General features: G+C 38.0%; 17 protein-coding genes. 1 reads left to right on the top strand and 16 read right to left on the bottom strand.

The window, feature by feature from the left end:
• Nucleotides 1–152 precede the first annotated feature (152 nt).
• The 9 genes from CQA63_RS10415 to thyX form a co-directional block, all read right to left on the bottom strand.
• Complete coding sequence (locus CQA63_RS10415) at nucleotides 153–284, bottom strand: hypothetical protein (RefSeq protein WP_267891922.1); 132 nt, start codon at nucleotides 282–284, stop codon at nucleotides 153–155.
• Between the two features lie 26 nt (nucleotides 285–310).
• Entirely contained in the window at nucleotides 311–472 is a 162-nt protein-coding gene (locus CQA63_RS09870; RefSeq protein WP_158655452.1) for a hypothetical protein, read from the bottom strand.
• A gap of 81 nt (nucleotides 473–553) precedes the next feature.
• On the bottom strand, nucleotides 554–1,714 hold the full coding sequence (locus CQA63_RS06865; protein WP_104699661.1) for a hypothetical protein: 1,161 nt from the start codon (nucleotides 1,712–1,714) through the stop codon (nucleotides 554–556).
• Between the two features lie 8 nt (nucleotides 1,715–1,722).
• Nucleotides 1,723–2,940 (bottom strand): MBOAT family O-acyltransferase, encoded by a 1,218-nt coding sequence (locus tag CQA63_RS06860; RefSeq protein WP_233706580.1) that lies wholly within the window; start codon nucleotides 2,938–2,940, stop codon nucleotides 1,723–1,725.
• Nucleotides 2,941–3,274: 334 nt separating this feature from the next.
• Nucleotides 3,275–4,351 carry a 3-isopropylmalate dehydrogenase gene (gene leuB, locus CQA63_RS06855; protein ID WP_104699660.1) on the bottom strand — a complete coding sequence of 359 codons (1,077 nt, stop codon included), beginning with the start codon at nucleotides 4,349–4,351 and terminating at the stop codon, nucleotides 3,275–3,277.
• A 10-nt stretch (nucleotides 4,352–4,361) separates the two neighbouring features.
• Nucleotides 4,362–4,859 carry a 3-isopropylmalate dehydratase small subunit gene (gene leuD, locus CQA63_RS06850; RefSeq protein WP_104699659.1) on the bottom strand — a complete coding sequence of 166 codons (498 nt, stop codon included), beginning with the start codon at nucleotides 4,857–4,859 and terminating at the stop codon, nucleotides 4,362–4,364.
• A 9-nt stretch (nucleotides 4,860–4,868) separates the two neighbouring features.
• Entirely contained in the window at nucleotides 4,869–6,131 is a 1,263-nt protein-coding gene (gene leuC, locus CQA63_RS06845; protein ID WP_104699658.1) for a 3-isopropylmalate dehydratase large subunit, read from the bottom strand.
• A 10-nt stretch (nucleotides 6,132–6,141) separates the two neighbouring features.
• Nucleotides 6,142–7,815: a 2-isopropylmalate synthase gene (locus CQA63_RS06840; RefSeq protein ID WP_104699657.1), complete on the bottom strand. Its 1,674-nt coding sequence runs from the start codon at nucleotides 7,813–7,815 to the stop codon at nucleotides 6,142–6,144.
• Between the two features lie 144 nt (nucleotides 7,816–7,959).
• Nucleotides 7,960–8,607, bottom strand: coding sequence for an FAD-dependent thymidylate synthase (gene thyX / locus CQA63_RS06835; RefSeq protein WP_104699656.1), 648 nt, complete (start codon nucleotides 8,605–8,607; stop codon nucleotides 7,960–7,962).
• Between the two features lie 82 nt (nucleotides 8,608–8,689).
• Here thyX and CQA63_RS06830 point away from each other — a divergent pair, with 82 nt between their 5' ends.
• A complete protein-coding gene (locus CQA63_RS06830; RefSeq protein WP_104699655.1) occupies nucleotides 8,690–9,784 on the top strand; it encodes a DUF354 domain-containing protein in 1,095 nt (364 codons plus the stop codon).
• On the opposite strand, the gene CQA63_RS06825 is transcribed toward CQA63_RS06830, so the two are convergent.
• From CQA63_RS06825 to ruvC, 7 genes are all read right to left on the bottom strand, one after another.
• Entirely contained in the window at nucleotides 9,781–11,016 is a 1,236-nt protein-coding gene (locus CQA63_RS06825; protein ID WP_233706579.1) for a type II secretion system F family protein, read from the bottom strand. The two genes, CQA63_RS06830 and CQA63_RS06825, sit on opposite strands and share 4 nt — an antisense overlap.
• The gene (locus tag CQA63_RS06820; RefSeq protein ID WP_104699653.1) at nucleotides 11,013–12,542 is read right to left on the bottom strand and encodes a GspE/PulE family protein; all 1,530 of its coding nucleotides are present in this window, start codon (nucleotides 12,540–12,542) and stop codon (nucleotides 11,013–11,015) included. The genes CQA63_RS06825 and CQA63_RS06820 overlap by 4 nt, the downstream gene beginning before the upstream one ends.
• Nucleotides 12,542–14,182 (bottom strand): pilus (MSHA type) biogenesis protein MshL, encoded by a 1,641-nt coding sequence (gene mshL, locus CQA63_RS06815; protein WP_233706578.1) that lies wholly within the window; start codon nucleotides 14,180–14,182, stop codon nucleotides 12,542–12,544. The genes CQA63_RS06820 and mshL overlap by 1 nt, the downstream gene beginning before the upstream one ends.
• Before the next feature lie 87 nt (nucleotides 14,183–14,269).
• The gene (locus tag CQA63_RS06810) at nucleotides 14,270–14,602 is read right to left on the bottom strand and encodes a hypothetical protein (protein ID WP_104699651.1); all 333 of its coding nucleotides are present in this window, start codon (nucleotides 14,600–14,602) and stop codon (nucleotides 14,270–14,272) included.
• Nucleotides 14,599–15,213 (bottom strand): hypothetical protein, encoded by a 615-nt coding sequence (locus CQA63_RS06805; RefSeq protein WP_104699650.1) that lies wholly within the window; start codon nucleotides 15,211–15,213, stop codon nucleotides 14,599–14,601. The genes CQA63_RS06810 and CQA63_RS06805 overlap by 4 nt, the downstream gene beginning before the upstream one ends.
• Nucleotides 15,203–16,480 (bottom strand): hypothetical protein, encoded by a 1,278-nt coding sequence (locus tag CQA63_RS06800; RefSeq protein ID WP_104699649.1) that lies wholly within the window; start codon nucleotides 16,478–16,480, stop codon nucleotides 15,203–15,205. Before CQA63_RS06800 ends, CQA63_RS06805 begins: the two co-directional genes overlap by 11 nt.
• Complete coding sequence (ruvC, locus tag CQA63_RS06795; RefSeq protein ID WP_199770687.1) at nucleotides 16,477–16,971, bottom strand: crossover junction endodeoxyribonuclease RuvC; 495 nt, start codon at nucleotides 16,969–16,971, stop codon at nucleotides 16,477–16,479. Before ruvC ends, CQA63_RS06800 begins: the two co-directional genes overlap by 4 nt.
• Nucleotides 16,972–17,081 lie beyond the last annotated feature (110 nt).

The raw sequence follows: 17,081 nt of genomic DNA, 5'->3' as shown, positions 1-17,081 counted from the left end.
CAATGAGAGAGAATCCCAAAAGCTAAGCGCACTGAGGGATTATCTTTTACCACTTTTATTCAATAATCAAGTGGAAGTGTGCTAATGATTTATAGGTTTGCGTTAGTGGATTTTGTCATCTTTAGAGCGTAGCGAAGTATTGCTATGGGCGACTAGTGATTCGGGTAGAGATTCTTCGGCTTTTGCAAAGCCTCAGAATGACAAACTAATTTCCGTTGCAAGGTAATTTTGTCTTGTGGGTTGGACTTGTTGTCATTCTGAGCGTAGCGAAGAATCTCTTTCATCTACTAAAGACTTTTTAAAGGAATCACTAGAAAATCTGCCATTTTGTCATGTCTAGAGCCCCAATAAGGGGCAAAGAATTGCTTTCAAAAACACCAAAAAGCACGACTAGTGACTCGTTTAGAGATTCTTCGGGCTTTACAAGCCCAAAGACATGACAAACTTGGCTACCCGCAAGGGAAACCCACACATAATAAACACCTGCAAAGGAAATTAGTTTGTCATTTTAAAGCTACAAAGCAAAATTTTAGATTCTAAAAACTTTTATAAATTACTTATTACACCCTAAATGCAAAAAGTCTTTTTCTTTAAAGTCAGTTATAGAATCTAAAGCAAATACTCGCCCTTGATGCGTATTTATAATATCAGAGAGATAAGCAGTATTTACAAAAGTCTCTAAAGTTTTGATACTTTGTGCCATATCAAGTAAGATTTTGGCATAGAATATATCCCCTCCGTGAAATCCATCGATAAATTCACAAGAATCAGCACTTAGTTTTTTTGGATTATGGTAATTAAACATTTGCAAGCTTTTATCTAAAGTATCAAATAATTTATCAATATAGGCATATTTTTCACCCATTTTTTGCATCGTTTGAAAAACCTCTGGGGCTAAAGGAGGGATAAAAACTACCACTTCTATATGATTATCATTTAAAAGCCCTAAAAGCGTATCTAAATTCTTTAATCGCTCTTTTGCAAAACTTTTAACGTATTCAAACTTTTGTACCCCTTGGTCTATACGCCAAAGTGTATCAGCAAAATGTGAGTCCTTTGTGGCTTGTGTAGAAAATATAAAGCCATAGAGATATGAGCCATCTTTTAAGAATCCTTGAGAGCGATACATTGCATTGATGCCTAAAGTATTGAGATGTGTATAGGGATTTGAAATAAAATCATTATTAAATATATATTTACTCTCAAAAAAAGTATTTTTGCTTATCAGCGAGAATATATCTTTAATTTTGCTTGAAGAAATCTGCCTACCTGTTATAGAGCGGTATTCGCCCTTTGTGTAGTTTGGATAAGATTCACTAAACCACCAAAAGTCTAAGCCAAGTATGATGAGTTTTGGTTTATGGAAAGTAAGCAAAGATTGCACAAAGTCTATGCCCTCATTGAGTGTATTCATAGCATTTCCGGCATTAATAAAAGAAGTATTAAAAAAGACTTCCCTAAATGGGAGCACCCTTGAAGAGCCAAGAGCGATGATTTCTGGCTTTTTAGCCTTTAAAAGTTCTAACTTATATGCAAAGACATTTTCATTTAAAGCTGTGCCATATAGGGCATTTCTCTCTAATTGCGTGCGCACAATAAAAGCAAAGCTATTATGCTCCCCAATACGCGAGCAATACCACAAAATAGAGCCCACCAAAGCACAAAGCAAGCCTATAATACTAAGAAATAAAAGCGCGAAAGACTTATAGCTCATTTTTCCCCTTAAAAGTTGAAGTATAAAAACTGACTTGTTTTATCAAGCGTGAGAAGACTCGCTATCATTAAAAAGCACATAAAAACAAAATTGCAATAATTTGGCTTAAGATGTGAAGTAAGATATTGGCTATTTTTACACATAAGGCAGAGTATAAAACCTATAATGATATGAGCATATACGATATACATACTCTCTTCCATAGCCACCGCCCATTTATCAAAGGAGACAAAGCCAAAAAAAGGCTCTAATTTAGCCTTAAAAACAGAGGGGAGGATAATATCCCCCATAAACATACCTTTAAGGCAAAGTAGTGCTGCATAAACACTCTCACTTCTAAAAAACACCCAAGCAATATTGATAAAATTAAAGGTAAGAAAATAGCAGAGGGCTTTATAAAGCCTATTTTCTCTTAAAGTCATTAAATATTTATGAAATAAAAAAATATAGCTTTTATGGCAGATTAGCCCTAAAGCGTGGATACACCCCCATATTATAAATCCCCAGCCCGCCCCATGCCAAACACCGCTTAAAAACGCCACAATAAAGCAATTTCTCAAAGTGAAAAGCTGATTTAAAAATAAAGAATGTGCGTGATTTTGTATGTGAGGATTCTTACTCCCACCTAAGGGGATATAAACATAATCTCTTAAGAATCTCCCCAAAGTGATATGCCATTTGCGCCAAAATTCGCTAATGCTTAAAGCCTTATAGGGGGAATTAAAGTTTATAGGTAGCACAATGCCAAAAAGCAGCCCTAAACCAATAGCCATATCACAATATCCACTAAAATCAAAATAAAGCTCTAGGCTATAGCTTAAAGAAGTAGCCCAAGATTCAAAAAAATTAAGCCTAAGCCCTGATTGCAGGGCATTAAAGCCTTTATCTGCATATTCTCCCAAAGTATCGGCAATGCAAGATTTCTTAAATAAGCCTATAGAGAAGATAAATAGCCCTTTAGCAATGTTTTCCCAACAGATAGAATGCTGGGCTTTAAATTGAGGCATCATCTCTTTATGATGTACAATCGGTCCAGCTATGAGTTGAGGGAAAAAGCTAATGAAAAGGCAATAATCTAAAAATGAAGAATCCTCTATCTTAGATTTATAACAATCCACCAAAAAAGCGATTTGCTGAAAGGTAATAAATGAGAGAGCTAAAGGAAGCACAATATGGGGTAGGGGAATATTTATATCAAAAGAGAGAATCTTAGAGAGAAGATTCACATTTTCTAAGAAAAAATCGCTATATTTAAAAAATCCAAGTAAAGAGATATTAAAGATTATGCCTATAATAAGCCAAATCTTTGCTTTCGCCCCCCCCCCCGTGTAATTTCATCGCTTGCTGCATTTTTCTACTTAAGTAATAATTAATACATATAGAGCCACAAAGCAAAGGCAAATATATGAATTTCCAAAAAGCATAAAAATATAAACTTGAGCAAAGCAGAAAGATTTTTGCTATATTTTGCTTATTGAGTGCTTTGAGGGCGTGGAATCCCACCCATACAAAAGGGAGGAAACAAAATATAAAGATATATGAATTAAATAGCATAAAATGTTATTTCATCAAACATTGAAGTATTATATCGCCCATTTGCGCACAACCCACATTTTTCATACCCTCACTCATCATATCTGCTGTGCGATAGCCTTGAGATAATGCCTCCTGCACCGCCTCCTGCACCGCCTCGCTTTCTTTTTTTAATCCAAAAGATAGCTCTAGCATCATCGCTGCAGAGAGGATTGTCCCTATTGGATTAGCAATGTCTTTGCCAGCAATATCAGGTGCGCTGCCATGTATAGGCTCATACATTCCTCGTGTATTTTGAGAGAGAGAAGCAGAGGGAATCACCCCAATAGTGCCTGTGATGATGCTTGCTTCGTCACTTAAAATATCACCAAACATATTTTCAGTGAGGATTACATCAAATTGACTAGGAGCTCTACATATTTGCATAGCTGCATTATCTACATACATATGGCTAAGCTCTACTTCAGGGTAGCTTTGTGCGACTTTTTCTACCACTTCTCGCCACAATCGCGAAGAGCTTAATACATTTGCTTTATCCACAGAGACAATGCGTTTTTTGCGATTTTTTGCGATTTCAAAGGCTACTTTTGCAATCGATTCTATTTGTTTTTCACTATAGCTCATTATATCGCTTGCTACCTTTTGCCCTTGAATTTCCTCTAATTTATGCTCTCCAAAATACACTCCGCCAATGAGCTCACGCACGATGATAAAGTCAATGCCAAGTTTGAGAATCTCATTTTTTAGAGGGCTTGCATTACTTAAATCTTGTATCAAAGTTGCAGGGCGAATATTTGCAAATAGCCCAAGCTCCTTGCGTAAGGTTAAAAGCGCAGATTCTGGGCGATTATGCGGGGGCTGTTTATCCCATTTAGGTCCTCCTACCGCCCCAAGTAACACACTATCACTTTGCTTGCATATTTCTAAACTCTCTTTAGGGAGGCATTGACCACACGCATCAATAGCACAGCCCCCAGCTAAGACTTCATTAAATATAAATGTATGCTGATATTTTTCTGCTATAGCTTTTAGAATCTTTAGAGCTTGCGTGATGACTTCTCTGCCTATGCCATCGCCATGTATGAGGGCAATATGTTTTTCCATAATTTCTCCTTTATGCCTTTGCTTTAGCCTTAGCAATCCAATTTAAATATCCATTTGCATTAATGATTTCTTGGATAAATGGCGGAAATGGCGTGGTATTAAATTGGGCATTACTCTCACAATTTCTAATCACACCACGATCAAAGTCAATCTCCACTTTATCGCCATTTTCTAGGCTTTGGGCGATTTGTTCAGATTCTATAATGGCAAGCCCTATGTTAATGGCATTTCTATAGAAAATCCGCGCAAAAGATTTAGCAATAATGCAGCTTATCCCGCTTGCTTTAATGGCAATAGGTGCGTGCTCTCTACTGCTCCCGCAGCCAAAGTTCCACCCTCCTACCATAATATCACCCTCTTTGACTTTTTTCACAAAATCTTTATCAATATCTTCCATGCAGTGGCTTGCAAGCTCTTTATGGTCAGAAGTATTTAAATAACGTGCGGGAATGATTACATCTGTATCCACATTATCTCCATATTTATGGACAAAACCTTGTGCTTTCATTAACTCTCCTTAATATATATCTTGAGGTGCGCTTAAAATACCTCTTACTGCGCTTGCTGCTGCTACTTCAGGGGAGGAGAGATATACCTCACTGGTTACATGCCCCATTCTCCCTACGAAGTTACGATTTGTTGTGGAAACACATTTTTCATTTGCAGCTAAGATTCCCATATGCCCACCAAGGCAAGGACCACAAGTAGGAGTAGAAACGACACAACCAGCCTTAATAAATGTCTCTAAATAGCCTCTGTTGATACATTCTAAATAAATATTTTGTGTTGCGGGGATAATAATGCAACGCGTATTTTTAGCAATTTTTTTATCTTTTAAAATATTTGCTGCTATTGCCATATCGCTTAATCGCCCATTTGTGCAAGAGCCAATTACGACTTGATCAATCTTAACCTCTCCCCATTGCTCCTTTTCTTTAGTATTTTCGGGTAAATGCGGGAAAGCCACAGTGTGATTAATAGCATCTAAGTCAATATCAAAGATTTCTTCATACTCTGCATCTATATCAGGCTTGTAGATTCTAAACTCTCTACTCGTGCGCCCTTTAGCATATTCAAGCGTAATATCATCAACTTCAAAAATACCATTTTTTGCCCCCGCTTCAATAGCCATATTGGCTATACAAAGCCTATCATCAATAGTGAGGTTTTTTAGCCCTTCTCCACCAAATTCCATACTTTTATACAAAGCCCCATCAACGCCAATTTTGCCAATAATATGCAAGATGACATCTTTACCGCTCACAAAGGGGCGCAATTTCCCTTTGAGATTAAACTTCATCGCTTTTGGGACTTTAAACCACGCTTGCCCCGTTGCCATACCTACAGCCATATCTGTAGAGCCAACCCCTGTAGAAAACGCCCCTAATGCCCCATAAGTACAAGTATGGGAATCTGCTCCGATAATCAAATCACCAATGGTTACAATGCCTTGCTCGGGTAAGAGTGCATGTTCTACGCCCATATTGCCTACATCATAATAATGTGAAATATCAAAATCTTTAGCAAAGCAGCGGCACTGCGCACTTTGAGTGGCTGCTTTAATGTCTTTATTAGGGGCGAAGTGGTCCATTACTAAAGAGATTTTATCTTTATCAAATACTTTTTCAAATTTTGCTGCTTTGAAGGCATTAATGGCTACAGGTGTGGTAATGTCATTACCAAGCACCATATCAAGTTTTGCCATAATCAAATCTCCTGCCTTCACACTCTCTAATCCTGCGCGGTCGGCTAGAATCTTCTGTGACATAGTCATTCCCATTTTCTACTCCTTATTTATGTATTAAAATTCGATTAAGCGCACTTGCTAGTCCAAATACAGATGCCTTAATAATATCATTATCAATGCCTACTCCAAAGCATTTTTGAGTTTTACTCTCAATTTGCACAAATGATACAGCTTTAGAATCTGAACCTTTTTTGAGACCATATTCGCTATAGTCAAGGATTTCAAAGTCTATATGGAAATATGCTCTTAATGCGTTTGCTACGCTATCAAGGCGTCCATTTCCACTGCTTGTAATTAAAATTGGCTCACTTTTATTTGCTTGCTTTAATGTGAGAGAGACTTCAATTTGAGGGGCATTATCCTTTTGTGTAAAGTGGCATTGCTCTATGCTAAAGCAAGTTTGCACATTCACAAAATCCTTTTGGAAAATATCACAAATCTCATCAGGGCTTAGCTCTTTATGGAGAGAATCAGAGATGTTTTTTACATAGTAGGAGAATTCCTCCCTTAAAGGTGCGGGGAGATTGATACCATAATGATTATGGAGAATGTAGGCAATACCCCCCTTGCCGCTTTGAGAATTTATGCGTATGACATCACTTTCATATACTCTGCCCACATCTTTAGGATCAATGGGTAAATATGGCACACTCCAAGTATTTAAATTATGCTCTTTATGATAAGCCATACCTTTAGCGATAGCATCTTGATGAGAGCCAGAAAATGCCGCAAATACAAGCTTACCAGAATAAGGCTGTCGCTCATAAACTTGCATTTTTGTTACCTTTTCATACACATCACAAATAGCAGGGATATTGCTAAAATCAAGCTTTGGGTCTATGCCATGAGAGAGCATATTCATAGCGAGTGTGATAATATCTACATTTCCGGTGCGCTCACCATTACCAAAAAGTGTCCCCTCGATTCTATCTGCTCCTGCTAAAAGCCCTAATTCCGCATCAGCCACAGCACAGCCTCTATCATTATGAGGGTGGAGGGAGATAAGCACATTTTGGCGATTTTTAAGATGCTTTGACATATATTCTACTTGGCTTGCATAGATATGAGGTAGGCTCATCTCCACGGTTACAGGGAGGTTGATAATAAGCTTTTTGTCTTCACTTGGCTTAAATACATCAATAACGGCATTACATACTTCAAGGGCATAATCTACTTCTGTGCCACTAAAGCTTTCAGGCGAATATTCGAATCTAAAATTCCCCTTTGTGCTTGCTGCATATTCTTTAAGGCACATTGCCCCTTGAATGGCTATATCTTTGACTTCTTGTTTAGATTTTTTAAATACCTGTTCCCTTTGGGCATATGAAGTTGAGTTATATACATGCACAATCGCATTCTTACAGCCCTCTAGACTAGCAAAAGTCTTTTTAATAATATGCTCTCTTGCTTGAGTAAGCACTTGCACGCTTACATCTTCAGGGATAAGGTTTTCTTCAATCAATGTACGCAAGAAGCGATATTCTGTCTCACTCGCAGCGGGAAATCCCACTTCAATTTCTTTGAATCCAACGTTTAGCAGCAGTTTAAAAAATGTGATTTTTTCTTCTAGGCTCATAGGAGTAATAAGGGCTTGATTGCCATCGCGTAAATCTACACTGCACCATATTGGGGCATGTTGGACATATTCTTTTTTACTCCATTCTAAACATTCTACAGGAGGCATAAAATAGCCTCTTTGATATTTTGTATGACTCATAAAGACTCCTAGTTTTAAGAAAAATTGCTGCTAAAAGCCTTATGATTCTAGCAATAAAAACTATACAGGTAATAAAAATTCTTTACAAAACCTAGAATTTTCCATTTGCAAGGAATGATTGTCAATTTGTGGGATATGAGGTTTCTAAGATTGTAAACATTCTTCAAAAATAAATTTATGATCTTCTGGGAGCGATTCAAAAAGTGCTAGGGCAAGTGCTCGTATCTCCCATAATGCAGATTTAGAAGTGCGCAAGGCAAGGAGGTTTTGCAAGCTTCGGGCATTGATACTAAAGCTTAGCTCCGTGCGATAAGATTCGGGCATGGCAAATTTTGCTATATCATTATTGACATTATTGCAAAGAATCTCCCTTAGTCGCTCAAGGGCTAGCACAGAAGCTTCATTGACTTGCTCATTGCTAGTAAAGACTACATATTTTTCAGCTCTTGCAAGATTTTCTTCATTAATGGGTAGAAAGCTAGGGAGGTCTTTTAGCTCTTTTAATGTATAGCGGCTAGATTTTACACTAAAGCTTGCCATACGATGACGAGCTAACTCTTGGAGGCAAGCACGCGATATACCCTTGATGTAAAAGTTATAATATAAATGTTCTAAAGTGCTGGCGTGTTTATATTTATTCCCCACTCTATCAATAAGACTTATATCCTTTTCTCCGCCATTATCGCCCTTATCAAAGCTCTGCCAACAAGTGCGTATGGCATGAGAACAGATATGTAGGGGGGTGTAGTGTAAAAGTGTAATATCAATCTTGCATTCTCTTTTCTCTACCATTCTTCCCTCTTGTGCTTTATAGAATCATTGTAGAATATTACGAGTTTTAAGCTAATTTCACAATATGGAGAAAAGGGCAAAGATGATTTGGCTTGATATTATTGACCCTAAGTATGTGATGTTTTTTAAGTCTCTTATCCCGCAATTACAGCAATATAGTCAAGTGCTTATCACTACGCGTAAAAGTTTGGGCTATGATGAATGCGCAAAACTCTTAGCACTTTTTGGCATAAAGGCTTATGAAGTGGGGGGCTATGGAGGAGAGAGCAAAATAGGCAAATTTCAAGCTAGACTAGAGAGACAACAGGGCTTTTTAGCACTTTTTGAGACTTTGGGGGTTATGCCTAAGCTTTTTATCACAGGGGCGAGTGTTGATGGTGTGCAATGCGCATTTGCTTTGGGCATTCCCATAGTGCATTTTGCTGATACGCCAGTGGCAGATGAGGTCTTTAGCCCACAAAGCCTTACTATTCTCTCCCGCCTTACCTTACCTCTTAGCAGCCTTGTGTTTCGTCCATTTATCGTGCCTGAGATTTGCTATACCTGTTTGGGTTTGCTTCCTTCTCAAGTGATGGCTTATGACTTTATAGATGTGGCATTATGGCTAGGTGATGTGCCGAGCTTTGAGCAAAACTCTCCACAAAGGAAAGCATTTATCCAAACATATGGCTTAGATTCCAAGCTTCCCATTATCTTAGTGCGTGAGGAAGAATACAAAGCCCATTATGTGAAAGAGAAGTTATCACTGATTTATCAAAGCATAGAGTTACTTCAAAAGGAGGCAAATATATTGCTTATGCCTCGCTATGGGAGGGAGGAGTTAGAATCTGCTTATGGCAAATATACAAATGTGAAGATTCTAAAAGACAAGCTTCCACCAAAGGCATTTTACCCCTTTGTGGATTTGCTTATTGGCGGAGGGGGGACTATGAATTTAGAGGCTTGTTATCTAGGCATACCGGTGATTTCTACGCGCTCTCTTTTGCTTTTTCACGATAGATTCTTGCTTGAATCTCATCTTATGTTCCACGCTAAGGATATAAAAGAAGTACTATCCCTAGCCCACACTCTCCTTGCAAAAGGCTCAAATCATCAGCATAGAGATGATATATTTGCACCAAATGGAGCGAGCTTTGATAGCCTTTTGCCTCATATACAAGCTTTTATAAAGCCTTAGTTCATCATCGCCGCAGCGCTCATATCCCACATAGGCACAAATACCCCCAATGCCAAAAAGAGCAAAAGCGCGCCCATAATCAGGCTAAGGGCAGGCTCGATAAGGGAGATGAGAAAGGTAATTTTATCTTGAATGCTCTCTTCAAATCTTTTAGCGCATACTTCAAGCATTTCAGCGAGTTTGCCGCTTTGCTCCCCTGCGGTGATAAGCCCAAGAGTAATTTCATCAATGATATTTTCTTGCATAAGTGCTAAAGAAAAGCTCTTGCCATTTTTGATAGATTCTAAAACCCTTGCAAAATGTGCTTTAAGCACAAGATTAGAGAGGGTGCTATTGCTTAAGGAGAGTGCCATATCAAGGGGTGTGACGGATTTAAGCTGTAAAAAAAGTGTGAAAGTGTATTGATAAAACACATGCAGCTTAATAAGCTCCCCTATAAGCGGTATATGCAGCATAAGGGCATGGACTTTGTATTTAAAACGTGTTGAATGTTTATAGAGCTTTTGCAGGAGGTAAGCGAGCAATGCTATAACTATGCAAAATAAAAGCCCAAAATGGCTAAAAAAAGACTGCAAATACATAAGAATGCGCGTATATATGGGGAGAGTTACATTCATTTCTTCAAACATATTTAAAAATTCAGGCAGTACAAATAGCATAAGCCCCACAAATGCCCCTATAATGCTTATAAGCACAAGCAATGGGTAAAGAAGAGCATGCTTAATTTTATTTCTATTTTTATACTCTCTTATGGAGTGATTGCTTAGCATTTTAAAGACCTCTCCAAGCTCGCCACTTTTCTCCCCGAGCTCTATCATACTCCAAGTCATCTCGCCAAAGACCCCTCTATGCTCTTTAAAGGCAAGTGAGAGCTTCTGCCCTAAATTAAGTCGATAGGAGATTTCAAGTAAAATCCGCTTGAGTGCGGGCTTTTTTGTGCTTTTTGCACAAACTTGTATGACCTCTAGTATGGGTAAAGACGCGCTTAGCATAATGGAGATTTGCAAGAATAATGCGCTTATATCTTGCTTTGTGATTTTATTATGAAAACGGAGCATTTGTAGATGGAGAAATTCAAATCCACTTAGGGCTTTGATTTCAATAGGATAGATATTGTATTTTTGCAAGCTTTGTTCTCTTGCGTTTTCATATGAGGTGCAAAATAATGTAATTTGCACATGTTGATTGTCTTTAATGCCTTTAATTAAATATTTTTGTGGAAGTTTTTTCATATATTGCACACCCTATAAATTTCTTCAAAACTACTTTGCCCATTTTTGAGAATACTCATACCCTCTTCTAGCATACTCTTAAATCCAGATTTTTTCAGCAAATGATAGGTGTGAGACTTATCATTTGGGGATTTGATATATTCATAGAGTAAATTTGAGCCCTCTAAGAGCTCAGAGCAAAGTATGCGCCCGCTAAAGCCCTGCATATTGCAATGCACACATCCACAAGGAGCAAAAAATGTCCCATCTTTTATATCTTCCCATAAATATTCAAGTTTCGCATAGAGAAGCTTTTGGTATATGTTTTGTGAATCTATAGGGGTTTTGCAATATTCACAGAGTTTGCGCACAAGCCTTTGAGAGACAATAAGACGCAAGCTAGAGGTAAGTAGATAATTTTGTGCTCCCATATCAAGCAAACGTTCTACTACGCTAAGAGAATCATTTGCATGCAAGGTGCTAAGGACTAAATGCCCTGTAAGAGAAGCCCTTAAGGCTATATCAAGGCTATCTTTATCACGTATTTCTCCTATCATCAATACATCGGGGTCATGCCGCAATAATGCCCTTAAAGCTTGGGAGAATCCAAAGTTATATTTGTCATTAATAAGCACTTGGGTGGTGAGCTCTGTGTGGTATTCAATGGGATCTTCTAGGGTGATGATTTTTTTATCGGGGGATTTTATGGATTCTAACATCGCATAAAGCGTGGTTGATTTACCACTCCCTGTGGGTCCTGTGAGGAGAATAATGCCATTTGGTATATGGATATGATGTGTGATGATTGCTAAATGCTCCGGTTTGAAGCCTAAAGATTGCAAACTTATGCTTTGCGTGTTTTTACAAAGAATTCGAATTACAAGTGATTCTCCCCCAAAGGCAGGGAGAATAGAAAGCCTAAAATCATAAGAGATTCCATGAAATTCCCTGCTAAAGCGTCCATCTTGGCTTTGCCTCTTTTGGGTAATATCAAGCTTGCATTCGAGCTTTAAGCGTGAGCTGAGTGCTTCAAGCACATAAGATTCTAGGCTAAAAATTTCTCTTAACATACCATCTATGCGGATTCTTATGCGGGCTTTGCTTTGGGCGTTATGCTCAAAAGATTCAAAATGTATATCACTTGCCTTTTGCTCAATGCACACTTGCAAGATAAAATCAAGCAAAGCGACTACGCTAATATCTTTTTCTCTCATATCTTCTTGATTGTGAGCGGGGCTTGTGTGTTGGGTAAGGAGGGCGTTTTTGAGATTATTAAAATGTTGGAAGAGATAAATTTGATGAGCTTGCAGGTGAAAATCCTCACTTGAAGTGCTAAAAAACGATAAATGCACCTTAGGATAAAGCTGCAAAATATGCGTGCGCACAAGTCCCATTGAAATATCATCACTATCAGTTGCTATATGTAGATTATTCTCATCAATATGAAAGACTAAACATCTTTGCTTTTGGACAAATTTATATTCAAGGATATTAAGACAAGCCTCACTTAGTGCGATATTTTGCAAACTCATCGGAGGGAAGTTCATTATAATGCCCTTGATGCTTGCTTCAAATCTTGCAAGTTTAATAGAGATGAAAGATCTTTGCTAAAGTCTATTATCTCTTCTATCTTTTTTTCTTCATTAATGAGCTCTTCTCTTGTGTTTTGGGGCATTATTTGGGGGCGAGATTCTAAATCTACAATATATGGGGCTATTACAATCACCATTTCTTGGGTTTCTTTGGTGTTTCTTTTATAGCTAAAGAGATATTTAAGGAGTGGAATATCCCCTAAAATAGGGAGTTTTCTAATTGTCTGCCCCTCTGTTTTATCTATAAGCCCACCTAAGATAATGCGCTGCCCATCTTTAACTTGCACAAGTGATGAGAGCTGCTTTGTGGAGAGGTTGGGAGGTGTCTCAAGGGCGGTGGTTTGGTTTTCAATCGCAATATCTTTGGTTTTAGTAATGGAGGGATTGATTTTTAAAATGATTTTTTCATCTTTAATGCTTGGGGTTACATCAAGCAAAATCCCTGCAAAAACGGAGGGAAAGGCTTGGGCGTTATTTTGTATAGAAGTGCCTTGTGTGGTGGTTTGATAAGTGGTGCTTTGAGCATATCGAAGCACACTCCCCACGCTAATAATGGCGGGTTGATTATTAAGGGTGAGAATCTTAGGGTTAGAAATACTTTGGACTTTGCCATACGTTTGGAGAAACTCCACAATACGATTAATACTTACTCCCTGTGAGAAAATATTAAGGCTGAAGTTTCCACCACTGCTTTGTATGCTAGCAGAGCTGGTATTTTGCGTATCAATATTAGGAGAGAGGGTAAGGAGATTGCCTAACTTATAAAATTCATTCCAATCCACGCCATAAGTTTGGTTATTGCTATGAGTGAGGTTGAAAATATATACATCAATGAGCACTTGCTTTTGTATTTTGGCGTTGAGGTTTTTGAGATATTGCCCAATGCGCTCAATTTGTGCTGGACTAGCAGTGATAGTAAGTAAGCCCGCTGCTTTATTGATGATAATATCCTTACCTTTACCCTTTAACTCTAAATGCTCTGGTTGGTACATATCCCCGGGTGCATATGCTATGCCAGCGATTTCATTATAGAGCTCTCCCCAGAAGTCAATTTCATCAATACTATAAATTTTTGTCCCGCTTTTGCCAATGTTTGGATTGCTTGATGTGGCTTTACCAATTGCCATTTTATGAGCTTGATTCTCAAGCTCGAAGTTTGAGATAGCAAGAGGGGCGTTTGATATGCCATTATAGAGGCTTTGGACTTGATTATCTTGTGAGAATACAATATCTGTGTTGCTTGAGCCTACGCGAGTAGTGGCAATATAGCTAATCTCAAATGTTCTGGTAAGGAGTGAGCCGATTTTAAGCATTTCTTGCTCTAGGCTATAGTAGAGGTCATTGCCTACAATAAGGCTATCTAACACTTTATGGAGGGGTTTATCACTTATAGTGATAGCTGTTTTCTTGCTATCTAGCATATTTTTTGTGTTTTCTTGCAGGTAGATGACATTGAGGTGGCATTGTGCGGCTATTTCTTCAATAATCTTGCTTAAAGCTACATTGCTATTGGCGCGGATATTAATGGGGCTTTGGCATGCAAAAAGCGTTAGAGACAAAAAAGATATGCTAAAGATTATAAGATGTACTCTCACTCTCTCCCCCTTGGCGAGATATGAAATATAGCACTTGTGAGTGCAAGTATAGCTAAAATGTAGCATAATAAGGCAATGCTATATGCCTTAATCTTGGTTTTTAATCTCGCCAACAAAGACATTATAATAGGCTTTCCCCTTTTTAAGAATGATATGCTTGGCGCGTATATCCGCAATAACATAATTTTGTATGCCATCACCCTTAGAAAACCACTCTTCATTGATAAGCACCTTGCCATTAATAATAGCACGAATTTCTAAGGGCTTTTGGGCGTGGATTTGTTTAAAAGGATTAGACATATTCTGCAATACTTCAAGGCTTTGTGATTTTGAAAAGGCTTGCAGATGTGTGATTAAGGCTTGGGCTTGATTGGCATAGAGACTAAGTGCAAGAAGGCATAAATAAAGGCAGATTCTCATGGGCTTACCAATGTGCTTGGATTAAATCTATGATCTACAATAAGCATTTCAAACATAATGGCTATATCTGAGGGTTTTAAATGCAAAAAGTCAATGCTTAAAAAATCATAAGATTCTATATGTGAGAGGAGAGAGAGGATATTTTCAAATTCTCCCCGCCCCTTTATACTTAGGGCGTTAAACTCCGGATATGCTCCAAAAGAAGCAAGGCTAATATGCTCTCCTTTGGCAAATTCAATAAGTTGGGGCATAAGCATAAAGGGGTTTAAAGGAGGTTCTTGCTCCTTAAAGTAGCGTTTTATTAAAGAGAGCTCATCTTCTATGCCCTGAAGCTCTGAACGCAAGGATTGCATTTGCTCTAATTGTATAGCTTTAGCATTAAGAAAAGAATCTGATGAGAGCATAAATTCCCTTTGTGTATGTTCATAGAGCGCTCTAAGTGAGCGTAAATTATCAAAGAGTGGTATATAGACAAACTCAATCATCACAAAGAGCACACATAGCCCTGCACAAATGCCTAAGAGATACTTCTCGCGCAATGTTTTACTAGAGAGAAAGCCATAAAGCAGATGTTGGAGTTTAAATATAAAAAGATGGTATTTAGATGGCATGTCGTATTACCATAATATGAGCGTGGAAATGGGATATATCTTCATTTTCTTGGATTTCTTCTATTTCTTCTTGTAGAAGTGCATTTTGTGTAGGGGTGTTTAGCAGGGCTAAAAGCTCGGAGATATGGATTTGACTTTGCGCACTTACTTTGAGAGTAGCGATAAACACATAAGGGGTGAAATAAAAGCTCATATCCTCATATTTTATATGTTTGCTTGGTGCTTTGTGTATATCTTGCATAAATATATAACGTTTGTGGTAGGTTTGCTGCCAGAGTGAAGTCTCTTTGAGATGAGCTAAAAGTGCCTCTTGCTGTGCTTTTAGCACTTCAATGCTTTCATACTTAGCCCTATCATGCTCTGCTTCTTTTGGGGTAAAAAGCACTTCGCTTTGGCTATTAAGCTCTGTGATGGTGTGATGGAGTGATTGATTATAGAGGGCAAGGCTTAGGGGAATAATGCAAATAAATATAAAAAGCACACAAGCGCTAAGGGCATATAGCCTTTTATGCTTAAAGCCCTTGGGGGCGAAATTTGCTAGAGGAGGTTTTGACTCCGCATAATGTAGGCTTAAAAGCGCTCTAAATGCTTCAAAAGTAAGTGTATCTTGCTTGATTGTCTCACTCAGCGGGGCAAGCTTTAGCTGCTGGGTGTGATGAGGTGTATTAATGTAAAGTAGCTCCTCATCTTGTGGGGCATTTGGCATAAAGTAATATATTTGCTCAAAATGCTGATGATATGCCTCTTGGAGATAGATAATATGCGAGCTTATTTGACTTAGGGTTTCATCTAGGGTAATAGATGTATAAGGTAGAACTTCTTTAAGCATACTTGCTTCAAAATAGCATAGAAAAGATTCTATCCATATAAGCAAATGTGCCTTAATGCCAAAGCTCCTTAAAGCACAAGGCAAGAACATATCATTTGTGATAATTTGGGCTTTAAAGGCGGGGTGTTTATGGTAGAAAAAGCATTCATATATACATTTTTGCTCATCAAAGAGATGTGCATGTGCTATGAAATAAAATTCATAGGCATAAATGGGCTCATTTAATGCAGCTTTTTCATAAGCTAGACCAAAAAGCAAGGAAGAGAGTTGCTCATTATCTGCATACTCCCTTTGTGCCTCTAGCTTAAGATGAGTGAAATAAGACAAACTCGGGCATATAATAGTTATGTTTCTTGGTTTTTTCTTAAGGGTGTGCAAGGCATTATCTATGAGTGTATATGCCCTGCGTGTTTGCAAATCAAAAAAGCTTAATTTCATGCAAAGGGCTTAGATTGGTTTGTGGCGATTCTTTGAGAGTGGGTAATGGCTATGGCTATAGCATCGGTAATATCAAGGGGCTTAATCTCGCCTCTAATGCCTAAAATGCGCTTTACCATAAAGGCAACTTGAGCTTTATCTGCCTTGCCATTACCTGTAAGAGCTTTTTTAATCTGTAGGGGGGTGTATTGTGCAAAATAGCCGATCTCTTGGAGAATTTTTAGGCTTAATGCCCCGCGAAATTGCGCAAGTTTAATGACACTTTGAGGATTATAGGCAAAAAATATATCTTCAATGGCTACCTCATCAATGCGATTGGCTTTAAGCACTAAATCTATACCCTCTACAAATTCTATAATTTGGGCTTGTAAATCGCGTTCTTTGATTTTAATAATCCCCGCTTCTATGAGTTTTGGTGCTTGTGATGGGAGAAAATCAACAATCGCATAGCCACAATTTCTAGTTCCGGGGTCAATACCTAATATATGCACATCATATCCAAGTTTTGAGTATGTTTGACATAAGCAGCAAGCCTTTGTTCTCATTTTGCATTTGTAATATATTGATAAAATGTCGCAGTTTCTCACATTTTTATTCACGA

It is taken from the genome of Helicobacter marmotae (assembly GCF_003364255.1).
Classification (GTDB): domain Bacteria; phylum Campylobacterota; class Campylobacteria; order Campylobacterales; family Helicobacteraceae; genus Helicobacter_C; species Helicobacter_C marmotae.
This window is presented reverse-complemented; position numbering and strand designations above follow the sequence as displayed.